The sequence below is a fragment of the Pseudomonas peli genome, from assembly GCF_900099645.1.
Classification (GTDB): domain Bacteria; phylum Pseudomonadota; class Gammaproteobacteria; order Pseudomonadales; family Pseudomonadaceae; genus Aquipseudomonas; species Aquipseudomonas peli.
The window spans coordinates 477,206-494,604 of the sequence record NZ_FMTL01000001.1 but is presented as its reverse complement, the minus strand read 5'-3'; the positions used below and the strand labels follow the sequence as shown (position 1 = coordinate 494,604).

At 61.9% G+C, this 17,399-nt stretch carries 15 protein-coding genes; 4 read left to right on the top strand and 11 right to left on the bottom strand.

Going from position 1 to position 17,399, the window contains the following annotated elements; genetic code table 11:
• Window positions 1–20 precede the first annotated feature (20 nt).
• Window positions 21–707 carry a class I SAM-dependent methyltransferase gene (locus BLO50_RS02445; protein ID WP_090248437.1) on the top strand — a complete coding sequence of 229 codons (687 nt, stop codon included), beginning with the start codon at window positions 21–23 and terminating at the stop codon, window positions 705–707.
• A gap of 17 nt (window positions 708–724) precedes the next feature.
• On the opposite strand, the gene BLO50_RS02440 is transcribed toward BLO50_RS02445, so the two are convergent.
• The 7 genes from BLO50_RS02440 to metR all read right to left on the bottom strand — a co-directional run bounded on the left by BLO50_RS02440 (window position 725) and on the right by metR (window position 8,959).
• Window positions 725–1,054: a DHCW motif cupin fold protein gene (locus tag BLO50_RS02440; protein ID WP_090248436.1), complete on the bottom strand. Its 330-nt coding sequence runs from the start codon at window positions 1,052–1,054 to the stop codon at window positions 725–727.
• A 25-nt stretch (window positions 1,055–1,079) separates the two neighbouring features.
• Window positions 1,080–1,820, bottom strand: a complete 741-nt coding sequence (locus tag BLO50_RS02435; RefSeq protein WP_090248434.1) for a glutathione S-transferase family protein — start codon at window positions 1,818–1,820, stop codon at window positions 1,080–1,082.
• Window positions 1,821–1,946: 126 nt separating this feature from the next.
• A complete protein-coding gene (locus BLO50_RS02430) occupies window positions 1,947–5,093 on the bottom strand; it encodes an efflux RND transporter permease subunit (RefSeq protein ID WP_090248433.1) in 3,147 nt (1,048 codons plus the stop codon).
• Window position 5,094: 1 nt separating this feature from the next.
• Window positions 5,095–6,177: an efflux RND transporter periplasmic adaptor subunit gene (locus tag BLO50_RS02425; protein ID WP_090248431.1), complete on the bottom strand. Its 1,083-nt coding sequence runs from the start codon at window positions 6,175–6,177 to the stop codon at window positions 5,095–5,097.
• A gap of 5 nt (window positions 6,178–6,182) precedes the next feature.
• The gene (locus BLO50_RS02420; protein ID WP_090248430.1) at window positions 6,183–6,839 is read right to left on the bottom strand and encodes a TetR/AcrR family transcriptional regulator; all 657 of its coding nucleotides are present in this window, start codon (window positions 6,837–6,839) and stop codon (window positions 6,183–6,185) included.
• 171 nt (window positions 6,840–7,010) lie between these two features.
• Window positions 7,011–7,931: a bestrophin family protein gene (locus tag BLO50_RS02415; RefSeq protein ID WP_090248428.1), complete on the bottom strand. Its 921-nt coding sequence runs from the start codon at window positions 7,929–7,931 to the stop codon at window positions 7,011–7,013.
• A 110-nt stretch (window positions 7,932–8,041) separates the two neighbouring features.
• Window positions 8,042–8,959, bottom strand: a complete 918-nt coding sequence (metR, locus tag BLO50_RS02410) for a transcriptional regulator MetR (protein WP_090248427.1) — start codon at window positions 8,957–8,959, stop codon at window positions 8,042–8,044.
• A gap of 150 nt (window positions 8,960–9,109) precedes the next feature.
• Here metR and metE point away from each other — a divergent pair, with 150 nt between their 5' ends.
• Window positions 9,110–11,413 (top strand): 5-methyltetrahydropteroyltriglutamate--homocysteine S-methyltransferase, encoded by a 2,304-nt coding sequence (metE, locus tag BLO50_RS02405; protein ID WP_090248425.1) that lies wholly within the window; start codon window positions 9,110–9,112, stop codon window positions 11,411–11,413.
• Between the two features lie 199 nt (window positions 11,414–11,612).
• Window positions 11,613–12,602, top strand: coding sequence for an alpha/beta fold hydrolase (locus BLO50_RS02400; protein WP_090248424.1), 990 nt, complete (start codon window positions 11,613–11,615; stop codon window positions 12,600–12,602).
• A gap of 13 nt (window positions 12,603–12,615) precedes the next feature.
• Here BLO50_RS02400 and BLO50_RS02395 read toward each other — a convergent pair whose 3' ends face one another.
• From BLO50_RS02395 to BLO50_RS02380, 4 genes are all read right to left on the bottom strand, one after another.
• On the bottom strand, window positions 12,616–13,122 hold the full coding sequence (locus tag BLO50_RS02395; RefSeq protein ID WP_090248422.1) for a DUF1993 domain-containing protein: 507 nt from the start codon (window positions 13,120–13,122) through the stop codon (window positions 12,616–12,618).
• Between the two features lie 155 nt (window positions 13,123–13,277).
• A complete protein-coding gene (locus tag BLO50_RS02390; RefSeq protein ID WP_090248421.1) occupies window positions 13,278–13,748 on the bottom strand; it encodes a MaoC family dehydratase in 471 nt (156 codons plus the stop codon).
• Entirely contained in the window at window positions 13,745–14,707 is a 963-nt protein-coding gene (locus BLO50_RS02385) for an alpha/beta hydrolase (RefSeq protein WP_090248419.1), read from the bottom strand. The genes BLO50_RS02390 and BLO50_RS02385 overlap by 4 nt, the downstream gene beginning before the upstream one ends.
• A 72-nt stretch (window positions 14,708–14,779) precedes the next feature.
• Window positions 14,780–15,508 carry a substrate-binding periplasmic protein gene (locus BLO50_RS02380; RefSeq protein WP_090248418.1) on the bottom strand — a complete coding sequence of 243 codons (729 nt, stop codon included), beginning with the start codon at window positions 15,506–15,508 and terminating at the stop codon, window positions 14,780–14,782.
• 185 nt (window positions 15,509–15,693) lie between these two features.
• Between BLO50_RS02380 and fadD2 the strand changes: the two genes are divergently transcribed.
• Complete coding sequence (gene fadD2, locus BLO50_RS02375) at window positions 15,694–17,382, top strand: long-chain-fatty-acid--CoA ligase FadD2 (protein ID WP_090248416.1); 1,689 nt, start codon at window positions 15,694–15,696, stop codon at window positions 17,380–17,382.
• Window positions 17,383–17,399 lie beyond the last annotated feature (17 nt).

Here is a 17,399-nt window from a genome sequence, read left to right as displayed (position 1 = left end):
GAACAGGCGACGAGTGAGCGATGCAGCGCGATCATCGGGAGCAACTCAACCTCAGTTGGCAGGCCAATGCCGATGCCTGGACGGCAGCCGTGCGCGAGCAGCGCATTGAAAGCCGCCGGTTGGTGACGGATGCCGCCATCGTTCAGGCGATTCTGGCCTTGGCGCCTAAGCGTGTGCTGGATCTGGGGTGTGGCGAGGGCTGGTTGTGCCGTGGGTTGGTCGAACATGGCATCGAGGCGGTTGGCGTGGATGCTTCCGCCCCGCTGATTGCTGTGGCGCAGCAGGCGGCGACAGGTGCGTCGCAGTACCGCGTATGCGGCTATGCCGAGCTGGAAAGTCAGGCCGAGCTGCTGGGCCGTTTCGATGTTCTGGTGTGCAACTTTGCCCTGCTGGAAGAACCCCTGACGCCGACCCTGAATGCCTTGCATGGCCTACTGGCGGAGAACGGTCGCTTATTGATCCAGACCCTGCATCCTTGGCGCGCCTGCAACGATGCGAGCTATCGCGACGGTTGGCGGGTGGAAACCTTTGCCGGCTTCGGCGAGGGCTTTGCCCAACCGATGCCCTGGTTCTTTCGCACGCTGGAGTCCTGGCTGGGGTTGTTCAGTGAAACCGGCTGGCGCCTGCAATGGCTGCAGGAGCCGTTGCACCCGGAGAGCGAACAGCCGGTATCGCTGTTGATGCTGCTGAGTTCCGAGCGCAGCTGAACCGGCTGTACTGCCGATCAATCGACGATAAACAGCCGCGCCCCGTCGGTCGTGGATGAACGATGCGCCTCAGCCTGATCAGCGACCTGATAGCTCATACCCGCTGTCATGACAAAGCGCCGGCCATCCTCCAGCTCGGTGTGCAGTTCGCCTTCGAGGCACAGCAGGATGTGGCCTTTCTTGCACCAATGATCGGCCAGGTAGCCGGCGCTGTACTCGACCATGCGCACGCGAATGTTGCCAAACACCTGGGTGCGCCAGTAGGCCATACCGGTTTCGCCGGCATGTTCGCTGCGCTCAATCTGGCTCCAGTCGGTAACGCCGAATGGGATATCGCTGAGGTTCATGGTGTCAGTCCTTTGCTCAAGCCGCTCAACTGCGGCGTTGACGGTCTTCTGCATAGCGGCGCATCACCCATTGGCCGGCCGGGTGAGCGTGCAGCTCATCAAGGAAGGCCTGGGTCTTGGCATCGTGTCCGGCAATGCCTTCCCACGGCGTACCGGCGGGGGTGAACAGCGGGGCGAACAGGGCGGCGGCGCTGATATCGGCCAGGGTCAGCTGCTCACCGACCAGATAGCGTGATGGGTCGCCATGAATACGCGACTCGATCAGTGCCAAGCCTTCGAGCAGTTCGGCCTGAGACTTCGCCACCCGCGGCGGCGTAACGCCATACAGGCGTTGTACGCCGTTGATCAGCACCGGCTTCATCAGGTCACGCAGGCCCAGTAGCGGGCGGTAGACCTTGAGCATGGCGTGCATCACCGAGTCCCATTGCTTGATCTGGCCGTACAACCAGCGGCGTACATGCACACCCAGGCGGTCGAACTGTTCTTCCAGCTCCAGCACCTCGGCGCGTTGTGCCGCGTCGGTCGGCAGCAGCGGACGCTCTGGATAATGCTGCTCCAGGTACAGGGCGATCTGCGTGGAGTCGCCGATGACCTGCTCGCCATCCTTGAGGATCGGCAGGGTGACGATATTGGCCAGGCGCTTGCTTTTCAGCCGGTGCAGACCAGGAAAGAGATTATCCACCTGAAAATCGAGGCCCTTGTGATCCAGGTGCCAGCGGGTTTTTTCGCAGTAGTGGGATATCGGGAACTGATAAAGCGTGCGCATGGTGGGCCCTCGACAATGATGCGCCGAGTGTACGGGCTGTTTGGTCGACTACCCAGTCGCAATCAGCAGTCCAGGCTTTCGTTGGGGGAGCCATTGCCCAGGCCACCGTTGACCTGGGCGAACTGCTTAGGGCGTGCGTTGCAGCTCGACCTTGCCGGTGGCACTGGCCAGCAGATGCTCCGGCAAGTCGAGCAGGTCATCGTCGAAGGTTTCCAGCGGCGGCGGGCGACGTTCGAAACGCGAGCCGAGTACCAGCAGGCAAGGCGTCAGTAGCAGGGTCAGCACGGTGGCGAAGCTCAGGCCGCCAGCGATGGCGCTGGACAGCTGGGTCCACCACTGGGTCGACGGCGCGCCAAAGCCCAGGCCTGGGGTGAGCAGGTCAACGTTCACCCCGATCACCATCGGCACCAGGCCGAGGACCGTGGTCACGGCGGTCAGCAGCACTGGGCGCAAGCGCAGGCTGCCGGTTTCCAGCGCCGCCTCACGCGGCTCCAGACCCTGGCGGCGCAGCTGGTTGTAGGTGTCGATGAGGATGATGTTGTTGTTCACCACGATGCCCGCCAGGGCGATCAGACCCATACCGACCATCACGATGCCGAACGACTGGCCATTGACCAGCAGGCCCATCAGCACCCCGGCGGTGGACAGTACGATGGCCGAGAGCACCAGCAGCGACTGGTAGATGCTGTTGAACTGGGTCACCAGGATGATAAACATCAGGAAGATCGCCACCGCAAAGGCAGTGCCGAGGAAGGTCGCGGCTTCACGCTGGTCGGCGTCTTCGCCGGCGAACTTCACCTGCACATCAACGGGCACCTCGCCCATGGCTTCGCGCAGGGCTTGCAGGCGCTCGTCCAGGCGCGCGCCTTCGGCGATGTCGGCCTGTAGGGTGATTGTGCGGTTACCGTCGACCCGGCGCAGGGTGCCGACCTTCGGCGCCTGTTGCAGGGAGACGAAATTACTCAGCGGAATCTGCCCGGCCGGGGTGTTCAGGGTCAGCCGGCCGAGCTGGTCGAGGGAGCGCCAATTAGCTGGCAGACGCACGCGGATATCCACCTCATCGGTGGCGTCTTCCGGGCGGTAGGTAGCCAGTTTCAGGCCGTTGGTGACCATCTGCACGGCATTGCCCACGCTCAGCACATCCGCGCTGAAACGCGCAGCCGCCTCGCGGTCGACCTTGACCCGCCATTCGATACCCGGCAGGGCACGGTCATCCTCGACATCCTTGAAGCCGCCCAGGCGCTGCATGTTGGCGCGCACCTGTTCGACCCACTGATCGGCCTTGGCCGGGTCCATGGAACTGACCTGTAGCTTTACGGGTTTGCCGCTGCTGGGGCCTTCTTCCTGTTTGCGGAACTCCAGCACGATGCCCGGGATATCCGCCGTTCGCGTGCTCATATCGGCGAGGATCTGGCCGGCCGAACGTCGCTCATGCCATTCGACGAACTGGAACTGCAGGGTGCCGATCACGTCCGCACCGAGCTGGCCGTCCGGCTGCGCCAGGGAGCGGGCGTACAGCGCTTTGACCTCGCTCATGCCGAGCAGGCGCTTTTCCACCTGTTGCAGCAGGGCGTCTTTTTCTTGCACCGACAGATCGCCACGGGCGCGCAACCAGATCTGCGCGTTTTCCGGCTCGACTTCGGGGAAGAACTCCACGCCATGGTTGAAACGGCCATAGGCGGTGTAGATCAGCGCAATCAACGCGAGGATGCCCAGCAGGGTGAGCCCTGGGCGCTTCAGCAAAGCGCCCAGCAGGCGACGATAACCCACGGCTGCTCGGCCTGGCTGAGTCGGCTGCGGCAGCGGTTGGCCACCGGTGACCGCACCGAGCACCGGCAGAAATACCAGGGCCATGGCCAGTGAAGCGAGCAGGCAGACGATCACCGTGGCCGGCAGGTATTTCATAAATTGGCCGACCACACCGGGCCAGAACAGCAGCGGCAAAAACACCACCAGGGTGGTGGCGGTGGACGAGATGACCGGCCAGGCCATCCGCATGGCGGCATTGGCCCAGGCCTGGCGTGGTGTTTGCCCCTGGTGCAGGTAGCGGTCGGCCAGTTCTGAGACGACGATGGCGCCGTCCACCAGCATGCCAGCCACCAGAATCAGGCTGAACAGCACGACGATATTCAGGGTGAAACCGAACATCCAGATCACCAGGATGCCGGTCAGAAAGGCCCCTGGAATGGTCAGCCCAACCAACAGCGCCGAGCGCATGCCCATGCTCGCCACAACCAGAATCAGCACCAACACGATGGCGGTCATCACGTTGTTGAGCAGGTCACTGAGCATGCTCTGCACCTGCTGCGACTGGTCCATGATGTAGCTGACCTTGAGGCCTTCGGGCAGCAGCGGCTGGGCTTTGACCATCAGCGCCTTGACCTGCTCGATGGTGTCGATGATGTTGGCGCCGCTGCGCTTGGACACCTCCAGCACCACCGCCGGCTGGCCATTGATCCGTGCGTAGCCGGTGGGGTCCTTGAAGGTGCGGTGAATGGTGGCAACGTCGCCGAAGGTCACCACGCTGTCGCCGACCACCTTGATCGGCATGGACAGTACGTCTTCGAGGTCTTCGATCACCCCGGGCACTTTCATGCTCATACGCCCGGCACCGGTGTCCAGGCTGCCGGCGGCGACCAGGCGATTGTTGCGGCTGACCAGGTTGAACAGCTCGTTGTAATCGATGCCGTAGCTGTCGAGCACCTGTGGGTCTACGACGATTTCCAGCAGGTCTTCGCGGTCGCCGCCGATTTCCACCGACAACACTTCGGCGATGCCTTCGACGTTCTCTTTCAGGCGCCGGGCGATGTAGACCAATTCGGTTTCGGCAATCGGCCCGGACAGGCCAATCGACAGCACCGGAAACAGCGCCACGTTGACTTCATTGACTGTCGGTTCCTCGGCTTCCTCTGGCAGCTTGCTGCGGGCGGTATCAACCTTCTCACGCACATCGGCCAGGGCCAGTTTGGCGTTGAAGCCAGCATCGAACTCCAGAGTCACCGAGGCATGGCCTTCGCTGGCCATGGAGCGCATTTCCTTGACCCCTTCGAGGCTGCGCAGCTCCTGCTCAAGGGGGCGAACCAGCAGGCGTTCGGCGTCTTCCGGGCTGATGCCTTCGAGGGTTACCGAAACATAGATGATCGGGATGCTGACATCCGGATTGGCTTCCTTGGGGATGGCGAAATACGCCGCCAGCCCACCTAGCATAAGAAATAGCAGCACCAGCAGGCTGGTGCGGCTGCGATCCAGCGCCGCAGCGATCAGGCCGTGCATATCAGCTACCCCCTTTGGCCAGCTGGCTGATCACCTGCTGGCCCGGCTCGACAAAGCCCTGGCCGAGGGTGATCAAGGCGACCTTGTTAGGCAGGCCGCTGACCCAGGCGCCCTGATTGTCGACGCTGATCAGTTGCACGGGCGTGAACTCTACCTGTTGCTGCTCGTTAACCCACTTGACGCCATGCCGGCCGGCTTTATCCAGGCTCAGCAGGGCGGGCGACAGGCGATGGGCCAGGGCTTCGCCGGTCTGTACATGCAGGGTCGCGCTGGCACCCGCCAGGCGCAGGGCTTGCGGGTTGGCAACCTTGACCTCGATGCGGAAGCTGCGTGAGCCCGGATCGGCGGCGGCGGCGATAAAGTGCAGCTCGCCCTGCAGTTCGCGGCCGTCGAGCAATTCGACCTTCACCGGCTGCCCCAGCTTGAGTTGGGTGACTTCCTGCTGGGCAATCTGCGCACTGACCTTGAGCTGGCTGATGTCCACCAGGGTCAGCAAGCTTTGCCCCGGCTGAACGAAATCACCCAGCTCGACCATGCGCTGGTCATACACCCCGGCAAACGGCGCGTTGATTTGCGTGTTGCCCAGCTGAATGCGCGCCAGATCGAGTTCGGCGCGGGCCTTGGCCAGTTCGCTCTGTAGGCGGATCAGTTCGTTGGTCGAAACCAGGTTGCGTTCGCGCAGGCGTTCGGCGGCGCTGGCATCGGCGGCACGCTGGCGTACATCGGCCTCGCCCTTGGCCACCTGAGCCGGACGGTTATCGGTGGAGAGGCTGAGCAGCAACTGACCCTGCTTGACCGGGTTGCCTTTGTCCTGATCCAGGCGCATCACCGTGCCGCTGATCTGCGAACGCAGCTCGACCCGGCGCCAGGCTTCGATCTGCCCTTGCACCACATGCTGGCGCTGCATCGGGCTGGCTTCCAGCCACTGCACTTCAACCTTGGTCAGACCCTTTTCCTCCACTGGCGCATCGGCCGTGGCGGTTTCCTGGGTCTTGAACAGCGAGCCGCTGAACAGCCACAGCACGAGCAGCAGACTGATGACGACGGCGATCAACCAGGGGCGTTTGGACAGCTGACTGAACATGGTGGTTACTCGTGGCAATGGGGTTGAGCAAGCAGTTCGGCGGCCTGAGTGCGCAGGCCGGCAATAATGAAATCGGTGACGCGGGCGAAGTACTCATCCAGGGCAATCGGCTCAGCCCAGTGGGCAAAGCCACCGGAGGCGATGCGTGCCATTACCCCGTTGACGCAGGCTTCCACGCCCCACAACAGGTTCTGACAGTCGCTCTGGCTGAGCGCCTGGTTGTTCAGGGCCACGCCGAGCATGTCGCTGAAGAACAGCTGGAATTCGCGCTCTATATCGAGGAATTGCTGGCGGTACGGGCTTTCCAGGCGCTCCTGAAACTCCGGGCGGTCGCAGTGCAGGCACAGCTGCGCCTGAATCGGGTTAGCCAGCATCTGCTCGAAGGCGCGGAGGATCACCCGGCGCATGGCGTCCTGCGCGGGGCTGGCGGCATGCAGTTCGCGCAGTTCCAGCAGGTTGGCGCGGCTGAGGTCGAGCACCAGGCGCGCATACAGCGCTTCCTTGCTGGGGAAGTGCTTGTACACCGTGCCTTTGCCGATGCCGGCGGCAAGCGCCACTTCGGCAATCGTCACGCGATCCCAGGGCTGCTCGGCAAACAGCTGGCGGGCCGCATCGAGAAGGGCGTTTTCGCGTTGTTCGAAGAGTTGATCTTGGTAGCGCATACGGATTTTTCAGAGGTTGTGACCGGTGGTCATGCTATGACTGTTGGTCACGATGCGGCAAGCCGGCAGTTGTAACAGGCTTTGCCGTGCAGTTACTTGCAGAGAAGTGAGTGTTGAGGGCTCATCAGGCAAACACCAGGTTATTGCTGCTGCGCTCCTGTTTAAGCGCCATTACCGCAAAACGTAGTCCTGCGGCTGCAAGGGTGCGGGCAAGGTGTCGCCAAGAGACTCGAGCAGGTCGATCTCAATCCCCCTAACCATGGCGCTTAAGGGGAGGTCGTTGTCTGACAGGCCGAAGGGCTCCTCCAGTTCGTCACCCAGAGCATCCAGACCGAAGAAGGTGTAGGCAATAATCGTTACCAGAACCGGTGTGAGCAGTTCCAGTGAGCTGACCAGGCCGAATGGCAGCAGCATGCAGAACAACCAGGCCGTGCGGTGCAGCAGCAGGGTGTAGGCGAACGGTGTGGGTGTGCTCTTGATGCGTTCACAGACGGCCTGACTGGCGGCTAGGGTATCCAGTCGTTGTTCCAGGCCCCTGTAGAGCACATCGCTGATGCGCTGTTCACGTACGCATTGGGCCAGGTCCTGGTTGATCCAGATGAGGAGCGTGTCCGGCACGTTGCGCCGTTGGCGCAGGATTGTCAGTTCGTCTGGGCCGACCCAGGCGGCACAGGCCGCCGCGCCATCCTGCCCACGCAGATGAGCGGCCAGGGCGTGAGCAAAGGCAATACAGCGCTGGATGGTCTGGCGGCGCAAGCCCGCGTTGTCATCACCGGGCAGTAGGGCATGACTTTCACGGGCGAGGCCGCGAGCCTGGATGATCAATTCGCCCCACTGCTTGCGTGCTTCCCACCAGCGGTCATAACAGGCGCTGTTGCGAAACCCGAGAAACACCGAGAGCGCCAACCCCAGCAGTGAAAACGGTGGGGCGCTGACCTGGTCGAGCCACTGGAGCCAACCGTATTCATAAAACCCCACCACCATGCAGGAGAGCAGCGTGATGCTCAGCAGCTTGGAGGCAATGTGCGGGAAGATTGAACCACGGCGAACAAAGAACAGGTGCAACGCACTGGGGCGCGGGCGAACGATCATGGCGGAAGTGCATCCAGGGATCGGAGGGGTTTGAGCGGCGCGAATTATGCGCCGCGCCTGGGTGTCTGCCTAGGTCCTGTTTAATCCGCCACGACGTTTCTGCAAGGCCTCTAACGCGCCACGCTGACGCCTTCCAGATTGGCGAAGGAGGTGTCCTTGGCGGTCAGCAGGAAGTCACGCATAAACGGCGCGTCGAGCATATCGGTGCGGATGCCGGCATACAGGGTGGCAAACAGCCCCTTATCGCCCAGGCGTTTTGCCGTCACGTAGCCACGCGAACTGTATTCATGCAGCGCCCAGTTGGGCAGGCCACACACGCCGCGGCCGCTGGCCACCAGTTGCATCATCATCACCGTCAGCTCGGAGGTCCGCACCTGCGCTGGTTCGACATCCGCCGGCTCAAGGAAGCGGGTGAAGATGTCCAGGCGGTCGCGTTCCACCGGGTAGGTGATCAGGGTCTCCGTGGCCAGGTCCTGCGGTTTGATGCACGGTTTGCTGGCCAGCGGATGCTGGTTGGCCACGGCGAGCATGGCTTCATAGGTAAACAGCGGCACATAGGTGATGCCGGCCAGCTCCAGTGGATCGCTGGTCACCACCAGGTCCAGATCACCGCGGGCCAGGGCGGGCAGTGGGGCGAAGGAGAAGCCCGAGGCCAGGTCCAGTTCCACTTCCGGCCAGGCATCGCGGAACTGGTCGATAGTCGGCATCAGCCACTGGAAGCAGCTGTGGCATTCGATGGCCATGTGCAGCCGGCCGGCGGTCCCACCGGCCAGGCGGGCTAAATCACGCTCGGCACCGCGCAGCAGCGGCAATACCGTGTCGGATAGCTGCAACAGGCGCAGGCCGGCGCTGGTAAAGCGCACCGGCTTGGTTTTGCGCACGAACAGCGGCATGCCCAGGCGCTCTTCCAACTCCTTGAACTGATGCGACAGCGCCGATTGCGTCAGGTGCAGACGCTCGGCTGCGTCCACCAGGCTTTCGCTTTCGCGCAGGGCATGCAAGGTTTTCAGGTGGCGCAATTCGAGCATGGCGGGCCTCGGTGTTTGGCGGATCGGCGTTCTAGCGACAAGCAGAACATGAGTAAAACTATAGATCAAGGCGAATAGATTGAGTTTGTCTCACTTAGACGGGGTGCCGAGAATAGCCAGCATCTTATTGATCTGCTGGAGCGTTCTGACATGGCCCTGTCCCATTCCCTTGGTTTTCCGCGTATCGGTCGTGACCGAGAACTGAAAAAAGCCCTGGAGGCCTACTGGAAAGGCGAGCTGGACGAGGCCGGCCTGCGGACTGTGGGTCGTGAACTGCGCGCCGCCCACTGGCAGCTGCAGAAGGACGCTGGCATCGATCTGCTGCCGGGCGGCGACTTTGCCTGGTACGACCAGGTGCTGACGCACTCGCTGAGCTTCGGCGTGATCCCCGAGCGCTTTCGCCCGGCAGACGGCAAGCCGACCCTGGATACCTTGTTCGGCATGGCGCGCGGTGCCGTTGCAAACAAGAGCAGCCAGAGCGCCTGTTGCGCTGCTCATGCGCAAGAGATGACCAAGTGGTTCGACACCAACTACCACTACCTGGTCCCTGAATTTACCGCCGATCAGCAGTTCCAGTTGAGCTGGGAACAACTGTTCGAGGAAGTCGAAGAAGCCCACGCCCTGGGTCACCGCATCAAACCGGTGCTGATCGGCCCGCTGACCTATCTGTGGTTGGGCAAAGCCAAGGGCAGCGATTTCGACAAGCTCGATTTGCTTGAGCGGCTGCTGCCGGTCTACGGCGAAATCCTCCAGCGCTTGGCCGCTCAGGGTGTGGAGTGGGTGCAGATCGATGAGCCGATTCTGGTGCTGGACCTGCCGCAAGCCTGGAAGAACGCCTTCGAGCGCGCCTACAACCTGCTGCAGCGCGAGCCCTGCAAGAAACTGATCGCTACCTATTTCGCCGGCCTGGAAGACAACCTCGGCCTGGCCGCCAGCCTGCCGGTGGATGGACTGCATATCGACCTGGTACGTGCGCCCGAGCAGTTCCCGACCATCCTCGACCGTTTGCCGGCCTACAAGGTGCTGTCGCTGGGCGTGGTCAACGGCCGTAACGTTTGGCGTGCCGATCTGCAAGCGGTACTGGAGACGCTGCAGCAGGCTCAGGAACGCCTGGGCGAGCGCTTGTGGGTGGCGCCGAGCTGCTCGCTGTTGCACAGCCCGGTCGACCTGAGTCGTGAGGACAAGCTGGATGATGAGTTGAAAAGCTGGCTGGCCTTTGCCGTGCAGAAGTGTGAGGAAGTCGCACTGCTGACCACGGCGCTTAATAACCCGCAGGATGCTCAGGTGCAGGCCGCGCTGGCGGCAAGCCGCGCCGTGCAGGCCTGTCGCGCGCAATCGCCACGCATCCACAAGCCGGCAGTGCAGGCGAGTTTGGCTGCCATTACTGCTGCCGACAGCCAGCGTCAGTCGCCATTTGTCACACGCATCGAGCAGCAGCGTGCACGCCTGCAGTTGCCGGTCTTGCCGACCACCACCATCGGCTCGTTTCCGCAGACCGCCGCCATTCGTCTGGCGCGTCAGGCGTTCAAGGCTGGCAAGCTGTCGGCGAGGGATTACACCGAGGCCATGCACAGCGAAATCCGTCATGCCGTCGAGGTGCAGGAAAACCTCGGTCTGGATGTGCTGGTGCACGGTGAGGCCGAGCGCAACGACATGGTCGAGTACTTCGCTGAGCAGCTCGACGGCTATGCCTTTACCCGTTTCGGTTGGGTGCAGAGCTACGGTTCGCGTTGCGTAAAACCGGCAGTGATCTATGGCGACCTGAGTCGGCCCAAGGCCATGACTGTGGCCTGGATCGGTTATGCGCAGACCCTTACCCGCAAAGTGATGAAGGGTATGCTGACCGGCCCGGTGACCATGCTGATGTGGTCCTTCCCGCGCGACGACATTTCCCGCGAACAGCAGGCACGCCAGCTGGCCCTGGCCATTCGTGACGAGGTGGTGGACTTGGAAACGGCCGGGATCAAGATCATCCAGATCGACGAAGCGGCGTTTCGTGAAGGCTTACCGCTGCGTCAGGCACAGTGGCAGGGGTACCTCAATTGGGCCACCGAAGCCTTCCGCCTGTGCGCCTCGGGCGTGCGCGACGAGACGCAGATCCACACCCATATGTGCTACAGCGAGTTCAATGATGTGATCGAGTCCATCGCCGCTATGGATGCCGATGTGATCACCATTGAAACCTCGCGTTCGGACATGGAGCTGCTGGAGGCCTTCGAACGCTTCGACTACCCCAACGACATCGGCCCCGGCGTATATGACATCCATTCGCCACGGGTGCCGGACAGCGGGGAGATGGTCAACTTGCTGCGCAAGGCTGCGCAGCGCATTCCGCTCGAGCGGCTGTGGGTCAACCCGGACTGCGGCCTGAAAACCCGTGCCTGGCCGGAGACCGAAGCCGCGTTGATCAATATGGTGGCGGCAGCTCGTCAGCTGCGTAGCGAACTGGCCTGATTGCCTTCACGAGTACGCCCCTGTGACTGCCCTGATCGGCTGTCGCAGGGGCTTTCGCTATTTTTTGTCGCGGTAGAAAGACCGCTCGTCTCCCTTCATCAAATTGTCACGCTTGTGTGGCAGCGCGCTCGCACAAACATCACCACACTCGCGTCTTAATGGGGTGCTGCGTTCTGCTGTCCCGGGTCTGGGTGATGTTATGCGTGGGTTGATTCTTCTCGCTGCACTGTTGTGCGGCCTGCCGGTTTTTGCGGCGCAGCGTTGTGATGTGGAGGTGCCGACGCACACGGCGGATGTGGGCGAGGTGCGTCTGGCGTATCAGAGCATTGGTCGCGACAGCGATCCTGCGCTGCTGCTGGTGATGGGCCTGGGCGGGCAGTTGATTCACTGGCCGGATGAAGTGGTGGCGCGCCTGTGTGAGCAGGGCTTTCGGGTGATCCGCTTCGATAACCGCGATGTTGGGCTGAGCGCATGGGCTGGCAACGCGCCAGAAATCAATCTGACCTATGAAGCACTGCGTTATCGCCTCGGTCTGTCGGTGGCAGCACCCTATGGGCTGCGCGATATGGCCAAGGATGCCCTGGGCTTGCTGGATGCATTGGCCGTGCGTGAGGTTCACGTACTTGGGGCGAGCATGGGCGGAATGATCGCCCAGCATATGGCCGACCTTGCACCTGAGCGGGTGCAGAGCCTGACCTTGATTATGACCAGCTCCGGTGCTCAGGGGTTGCCGGCGCCAAGTAGCGCGCTACTGAGTCTGCTGGCCAAACGTGAAGCGCCCAACCGCGCGATAGCCCTGGAGCAGCAGGCCGACCTGCTGGCCGCGCTGGGCAGCCCGGCGGTCAGCGATGACCGGCAGTTACTGCTGCAACAGGCGCAGATTGCCTACGACCGGGCGTTCAACCCCGAAGGTGTGCAACGTCAGTTGTTGGCGATTCTCGCGGAGCCGAGCAGGGTCGAGCTGCTTAACCGTCTGCGCGTGCCAACCCTGGTGGTGCATGGCACGGCCGACCCGCTGCTGCCGGTGATGCACGGCGTGCATGTGGCGGCGCATATCAAGAACAGTGAATTGAGACTGATCCCCGGTCTGGCCCACCGCTTTCAGGAAGCGTTCAAAGAACCCTTGCTGGCGGCGGTGTTGCCGCATCTGCAGGCCCATCGAGGCGATGGGCAGTGGGCGCGGCTTTAAGGCGCAGAGTTACTTAACGAGTACCGAGGAAATCGCGCTTACCGATGCTGACACCGTTGTGGCGCAGGATGGCGTAGGCAGTGGTGTAGTGGAAATAGAAGTTCGGCATGACGTGATCGAGCAGGAAGGCCTGACCCTGGAAGTGGGTTTCCTTGTCGCGGCGCTTGAGGGTGACTGTACGCGCTTCGCTGCCGTCGATCTTCGCAGCGTCGAGGCTGTGCAGGAAATCCAGGGTCTTGGTGATGCGTGCCTGCAGCTCGGCAAAGCTGGCTTCATCATCGGCATGGCTCGGTGCGTCGACCCCGGCCAGCAGGGCGGCGCCGGCCTTGGCGCCATCACAGGCGATCTGCACCTGGCGGCTTAGTGGAAACATATCGGGGGCCAGGCGCGCGTTGAGAAATACGCTCTGCTCGATCTTCTTCTCTTCGGCGTGGGCGGCGGCGATACCGAGGATAGTCGACAGATTGTTTAGCTGGCGGGTGAAGACCGGGATGGATGCTTGGTACATGGACAGGGACATGAAAATCTCCAGAAGCGCCGAAGCGGATTGCCCGAGCGCGATTGTTTAGAAGGGCGGTGCACCGCTGCAGGCAGCGGCGTTGACGTGGTCTAACAAGCTTAGAAGCTGTTGATGATCTTGCCGCCGAGCAACGGGCAGTCGATCGTGAGCAATTTTTAGCCGATGGTGATCGGCGGTAGCTGAGTCAGTTCAACGGTTTGCGCTTTGCGCGGGGCGAGGATTTCCGCTTCGCCATCGACCACCAGCTCATCGTTCTGGTTGAACACGCGAGTGGCTACACGCACGCGGAATTTTGGCAGTTTCTCAAGGATTTCAAGACGCACGGTGAGGGTGTCACCGAGCTTCACTGGTGCGGTGAAGCGCATGCTCTGGCCGATGTAGATGGTGCCAGGGCCAGGAAGTTCGCAGGCTACGGCGGCGCTGATCAATGCACCGCTGAACATGCCATGGGCGATACGCTCCTTGAACATGGTGGTGGCGGCATATTCAGCGTCGAGGTGCACCGGGTTGTGATCGCCGGATACTTCGGCAAACAGCTGGATGTCGCGTTCGCTGACGGTCTTGCTGTAGCTGGCGGTCTGGCCGACTTCGAGGGCGTCGTAGGGCGTGTTGCTGCTCTGGGTCATGGGTGACTCTCTTGGCTCTGTTGGTGGCACTGGCGCGGTTGGCTGAGAGCCTGCTGCAACCAGTCGATGATGTAGGCGGTGACGTCGTCGCGGTTGCTCTCGTTGAGCAGCTCATGACGCGCATCGGGATAGAGTTTGACCTGTACGTGCTGGTTGCCGGCGGCGCTCAGTGCATTACCCAGGTCTTGCTGACGGTGGCCGTCGCTGACCGGGTCACAGGCCCCGCCGATCACCAGCAGCGGCAGGCTGTTGTCGATCTGCGCAAGATTTTCCAGCGGGGTGATCTGTTGCAGGCCGCCGAGCAGGTCGACCCACAGCTGATTGCTGCAGCGGAAGCCGCACAGTGGGTCACTGATGTATTTGTCGACTTCCAGCGGGTCGCGGCTCAACCAGTCGAAGGCGGTGCGGTTGGGCTTGAAGGCTTTGTTAAATGAGCCGAACGAAACGAACTCCAGCAGCGCACTGCGCCCCTGTGCCCCTTGCCGCCAGCGCTCGAAGCGTGCCAGCAACTGGCCGGCGCGGTACAGGGCCACGGGTTGGTAGTTGGAGCCGGAAAGAATTGCGCCCTGCAGGCTGCAGCTGTGGTGCATCAGGTAGGCCTGACTGATGTAGCTGCCCATGCTGTGGCCGAGCAGGAATATCGGCGTTTGCGGGTGGGTTTGGCGCATATGATGGTTAAGGTGGGCCAGGTCATTGACCACCAGCTCCCAGCCCTTGTTGTCGGCATAGTGGCCGAGCAGACCATGTTCGGCAGTTTTGCCGTGCCCGCGCTGGTCATGCGCATACACCTCGAAGCCTTGCGCCACCAGTGCTTCGGCCAGGCGTGCATAGCGCCCGCTGTGTTCGGCCATGCCGTGAGCGACCATCAGCAACGCTTTCGGCGGCTGTTCGGCGTACCAGCGGTTGATAAAGAGGGGCGCTGCATCGGTGCTATTGAGCCAGAACGCTTGGTGGAGCATGGCGAATCCCTTAAGCCTGCAGAAGCTGCGCATTGTGCACCCCGCGCGGCGCGGCGCAAAGTCCGTGCGGGTTTAAGGATTATGGCTGCGCAATATCTGCATATATTCGCCGCTGCTGTGTAGATCGCGCAGGCCCTGCTCAAACACTGCGCTCCAATCCGGTTCGCCGGGCTTGGCGGGAACAAAGCCGACCAGCAGCGGGACGCGCTCCAGCACATTGCCCTGCCAGCTGAGCTTGCCGCGCAGTTGTTCATCGTTGGCGATCAAATAGTTACCGACGATACGTTCCAGCAACACCATGTCGAAACGCCGGGCATTGAGCTTGCGCAGGTTGCTTATGTCGTCCACGGCGTCTTCGAGGGTCAGCCCAGCATCGAGAATATGCTGTGGGTAACCGTAGCCGCGCACGATGCCCAGGGTGCGCTCGCGTAATTCCTGCAGCTGGCTGAACTGCAGCGGATAACCGTTGCGGATAAACAGCCCCAGTTCGCTGTAAAACAGCGGGCGCGAGGGCTGCAGCCCTTCCTCGTTAACCTCCTTGGGCCACCGCGCCAGCGCGCCTTGGTAGTTGCCGTTGCCCAGCTCAACACGCGCTCGCGCCCAGGGTAGAAAGTCGATCTGCAGCGGATAGCCGCGTACGGCAAAGGCGCGGCGGGTCAGGGCGACGATGCTGCCGCCATCCGGCAGGTGTTCAGAGCTGTAGGGCGGGTATTCCAGGGTGGCCATGCGCAGTTGTGGCTGGGCCTGCGCCGATTGCGCGAAGAAAAACAGCAACGTAGCAACGAATAGAACGATAGGCATGGGGAGCCGTCAGCGCAGGGTGCAGATTGGTTATAGGTGGCGCGGCAGGATAGTTCCATAGGGAGCGGCAAGATTCAGTGCGTCAATGACGCTGCTCGGCTATTTGCCTGTTTGGCGTTAGCTGTTAACTTCCAGCCAACTCCGCAGCGCGGATTAGACCATCTCAGGGCAAGAGGATAAAAATAATGCAGCCTGATTTCTGGAGTGACAAACGCCCGGCCGGCGTACCCAATGACATCGACCTGGGGGCTTACAAGTCGGTTATCGAGGTGTTCGAGCGCTCGTGCAAGAAGTTCGCCGACCGGCCCGCCTTCAGCAACCTGGGCGTGACCCTGACTTATGCCGAGCTTGATCGGCTCTCGGCGGCCTTTGCCGCCTACCTGCAAAAGCACACTGACCTGCAACCGGGTGAGCGCATCGCCGTGCAGATGCCCAACGTGCTGCAGTACCCGATTGCCGTGTTCGGCGCCATGCGCGCCGGGCTGATTGTGGTCAACACCAACCCGCTGTACACCGCCCGCGAGATGCGCCACCAGTTCAAGGATGCCGGCGTGCGTGCGCTGGTGTACCTGAACATGTTCGGCAAGCTGGTGCAGGACGTGCTGCCGGATACCGAGATCGATTACCTGATTGAAGCCAAGATGGGTGACATGCTGCCTAGCCTGAAAGGCTGGCTGGTCAACACCGTGGTAAAGAAGGTCAAGAAGATGGTTCCTGACTACCACCTGCCGCAGGCGGTGGGCTTCAAGGATGCGCTCAAGCAGGGCCAAGGGCATGCACTGAAGCCGGTCAAGGTCGGTCAGGAAGATATCGCCGTGCTGCAATACACCGGCGGCACCACCGGTGTGGCCAAGGGCGCGATGCTCACCCACGGCAACCTGGTGGCCAATATGCTGCAAGTCGATGCCTGCCTGTCGCAGCTGGGCAACGATGGCACCCCGCTGATGAAGCAGGGCCAGGAAATCATGATCGCGCCGCTGCCGCTCTATCATATCTATGCCTTCACCGCGAACTGCATGTGCATGATGGTCAACGGCAACCACAACGTGCTGATCACCAACCCGCGTGACATCCCAGGCTTCGTCAAGGAGCTGGGCAAGTGGCAGTTTTCTGCCTTGCTGGGCCTCAACACGCTGTTCGTCGCGCTGATGGATAACCCCGAGTTCCAGAAACTGGATTTCTCCAAGCTCAAGGTCACCAACTCCGGTGGCACCGCCTTGGTCAAGGCCACCGCAGAGCGCTGGCAGGCGATGACCGGCTGTACCGTGGTTGAAGGCTATGGCCTCACCGAAACCTCGCCAGTGGCCAGTACCAACCCTTATGGCGATAAAGCGCGTCTGGGCACGGTGGGCATTCCGGTGCCGGGTACGGCGTTCAAGGTCATTGATGATGACGGCGTTGAGCAAGGCCTGGGCGAGCGCGGCGAGCTGTGCATCAAGGGCCCGCAGGTGATGAAGGGCTACTGGAACCGTGAAGAAGCCACTGCCGAGGTGCTGGACGCCGAGGGCTGGTTCAAAAGCGGTGATGTGGCGGTTATCGACCCAGATGGCTTTGTGCGCATTGTCGACCGCAAGAAGGACATGATCATCGTCTCGGGTTTCAACGTGTACCCCAACGAGATCGAAGATGTGGTCATGGCTCACCCGAAAGTCGCCAGTTGCGCGGCCATCGGCGTGCCGGATGAGAAGTCCGGGGAAGCGGTCAAGCTGTTCGTGGTGGCCCGCGACAGCAGCCTTAGTGCTGATGAGCTTAAGGCCTACTGCAAGGAAAACTTCACCGGCTACAAGGTGCCCAAGCAGATCGTCTTCCGTGATTCGCTGCCGATGACCCCGGTAGGCAAGATTCTCCGTCGCGAGCTGCGCGATATCGCCTGACGCATACACGGTCGCGT

Coding starts and splice junctions, on each gene's coding strand:
- BLO50_RS02445 (WP_090248437.1), top strand. CDS start 21: ATGCAGCGCGATCATCGGGAGCAACTCAACCTCAGTTGGCAGGCCAAT.
- BLO50_RS02440 (WP_090248436.1), bottom strand. CDS start 1,054: ATGAACCTCAGCGATATCCCATTCGGCGTTACCGACTGGAGCCAGATT.
- BLO50_RS02435 (WP_090248434.1), bottom strand. CDS start 1,820: ATGCGCACGCTTTATCAGTTCCCGATATCCCACTACTGCGAAAAAACC.
- BLO50_RS02430 (WP_090248433.1), bottom strand. CDS start 5,093: ATGCACGGCCTGATCGCTGCGGCGCTGGATCGCAGCCGCACCAGCCTG.
- BLO50_RS02425 (WP_090248431.1), bottom strand. CDS start 6,177: ATGTTCAGTCAGCTGTCCAAACGCCCCTGGTTGATCGCCGTCGTCATC.
- BLO50_RS02420 (WP_090248430.1), bottom strand. CDS start 6,839: ATGCGCTACCAAGATCAACTCTTCGAACAACGCGAAAACGCCCTTCTC.
- BLO50_RS02415 (WP_090248428.1), bottom strand. CDS start 7,931: ATGATCGTTCGCCCGCGCCCCAGTGCGTTGCACCTGTTCTTTGTTCGC.
- metR (WP_090248427.1), bottom strand. CDS start 8,959: ATGCTCGAATTGCGCCACCTGAAAACCTTGCATGCCCTGCGCGAAAGC.
- metE (WP_090248425.1), top strand. CDS start 9,110: ATGGCCCTGTCCCATTCCCTTGGTTTTCCGCGTATCGGTCGTGACCGA.
- BLO50_RS02400 (WP_090248424.1), top strand. CDS start 11,613: ATGCGTGGGTTGATTCTTCTCGCTGCACTGTTGTGCGGCCTGCCGGTT.
- BLO50_RS02395 (WP_090248422.1), bottom strand. CDS start 13,122: ATGTCCCTGTCCATGTACCAAGCATCCATCCCGGTCTTCACCCGCCAG.
- BLO50_RS02390 (WP_090248421.1), bottom strand. CDS start 13,748: ATGACCCAGAGCAGCAACACGCCCTACGACGCCCTCGAAGTCGGCCAG.
- BLO50_RS02385 (WP_090248419.1), bottom strand. CDS start 14,707: ATGCTCCACCAAGCGTTCTGGCTCAATAGCACCGATGCAGCGCCCCTC.
- BLO50_RS02380 (WP_090248418.1), bottom strand. CDS start 15,508: ATGCCTATCGTTCTATTCGTTGCTACGTTGCTGTTTTTCTTCGCGCAA.
- fadD2 (WP_090248416.1), top strand. CDS start 15,694: ATGCAGCCTGATTTCTGGAGTGACAAACGCCCGGCCGGCGTACCCAAT.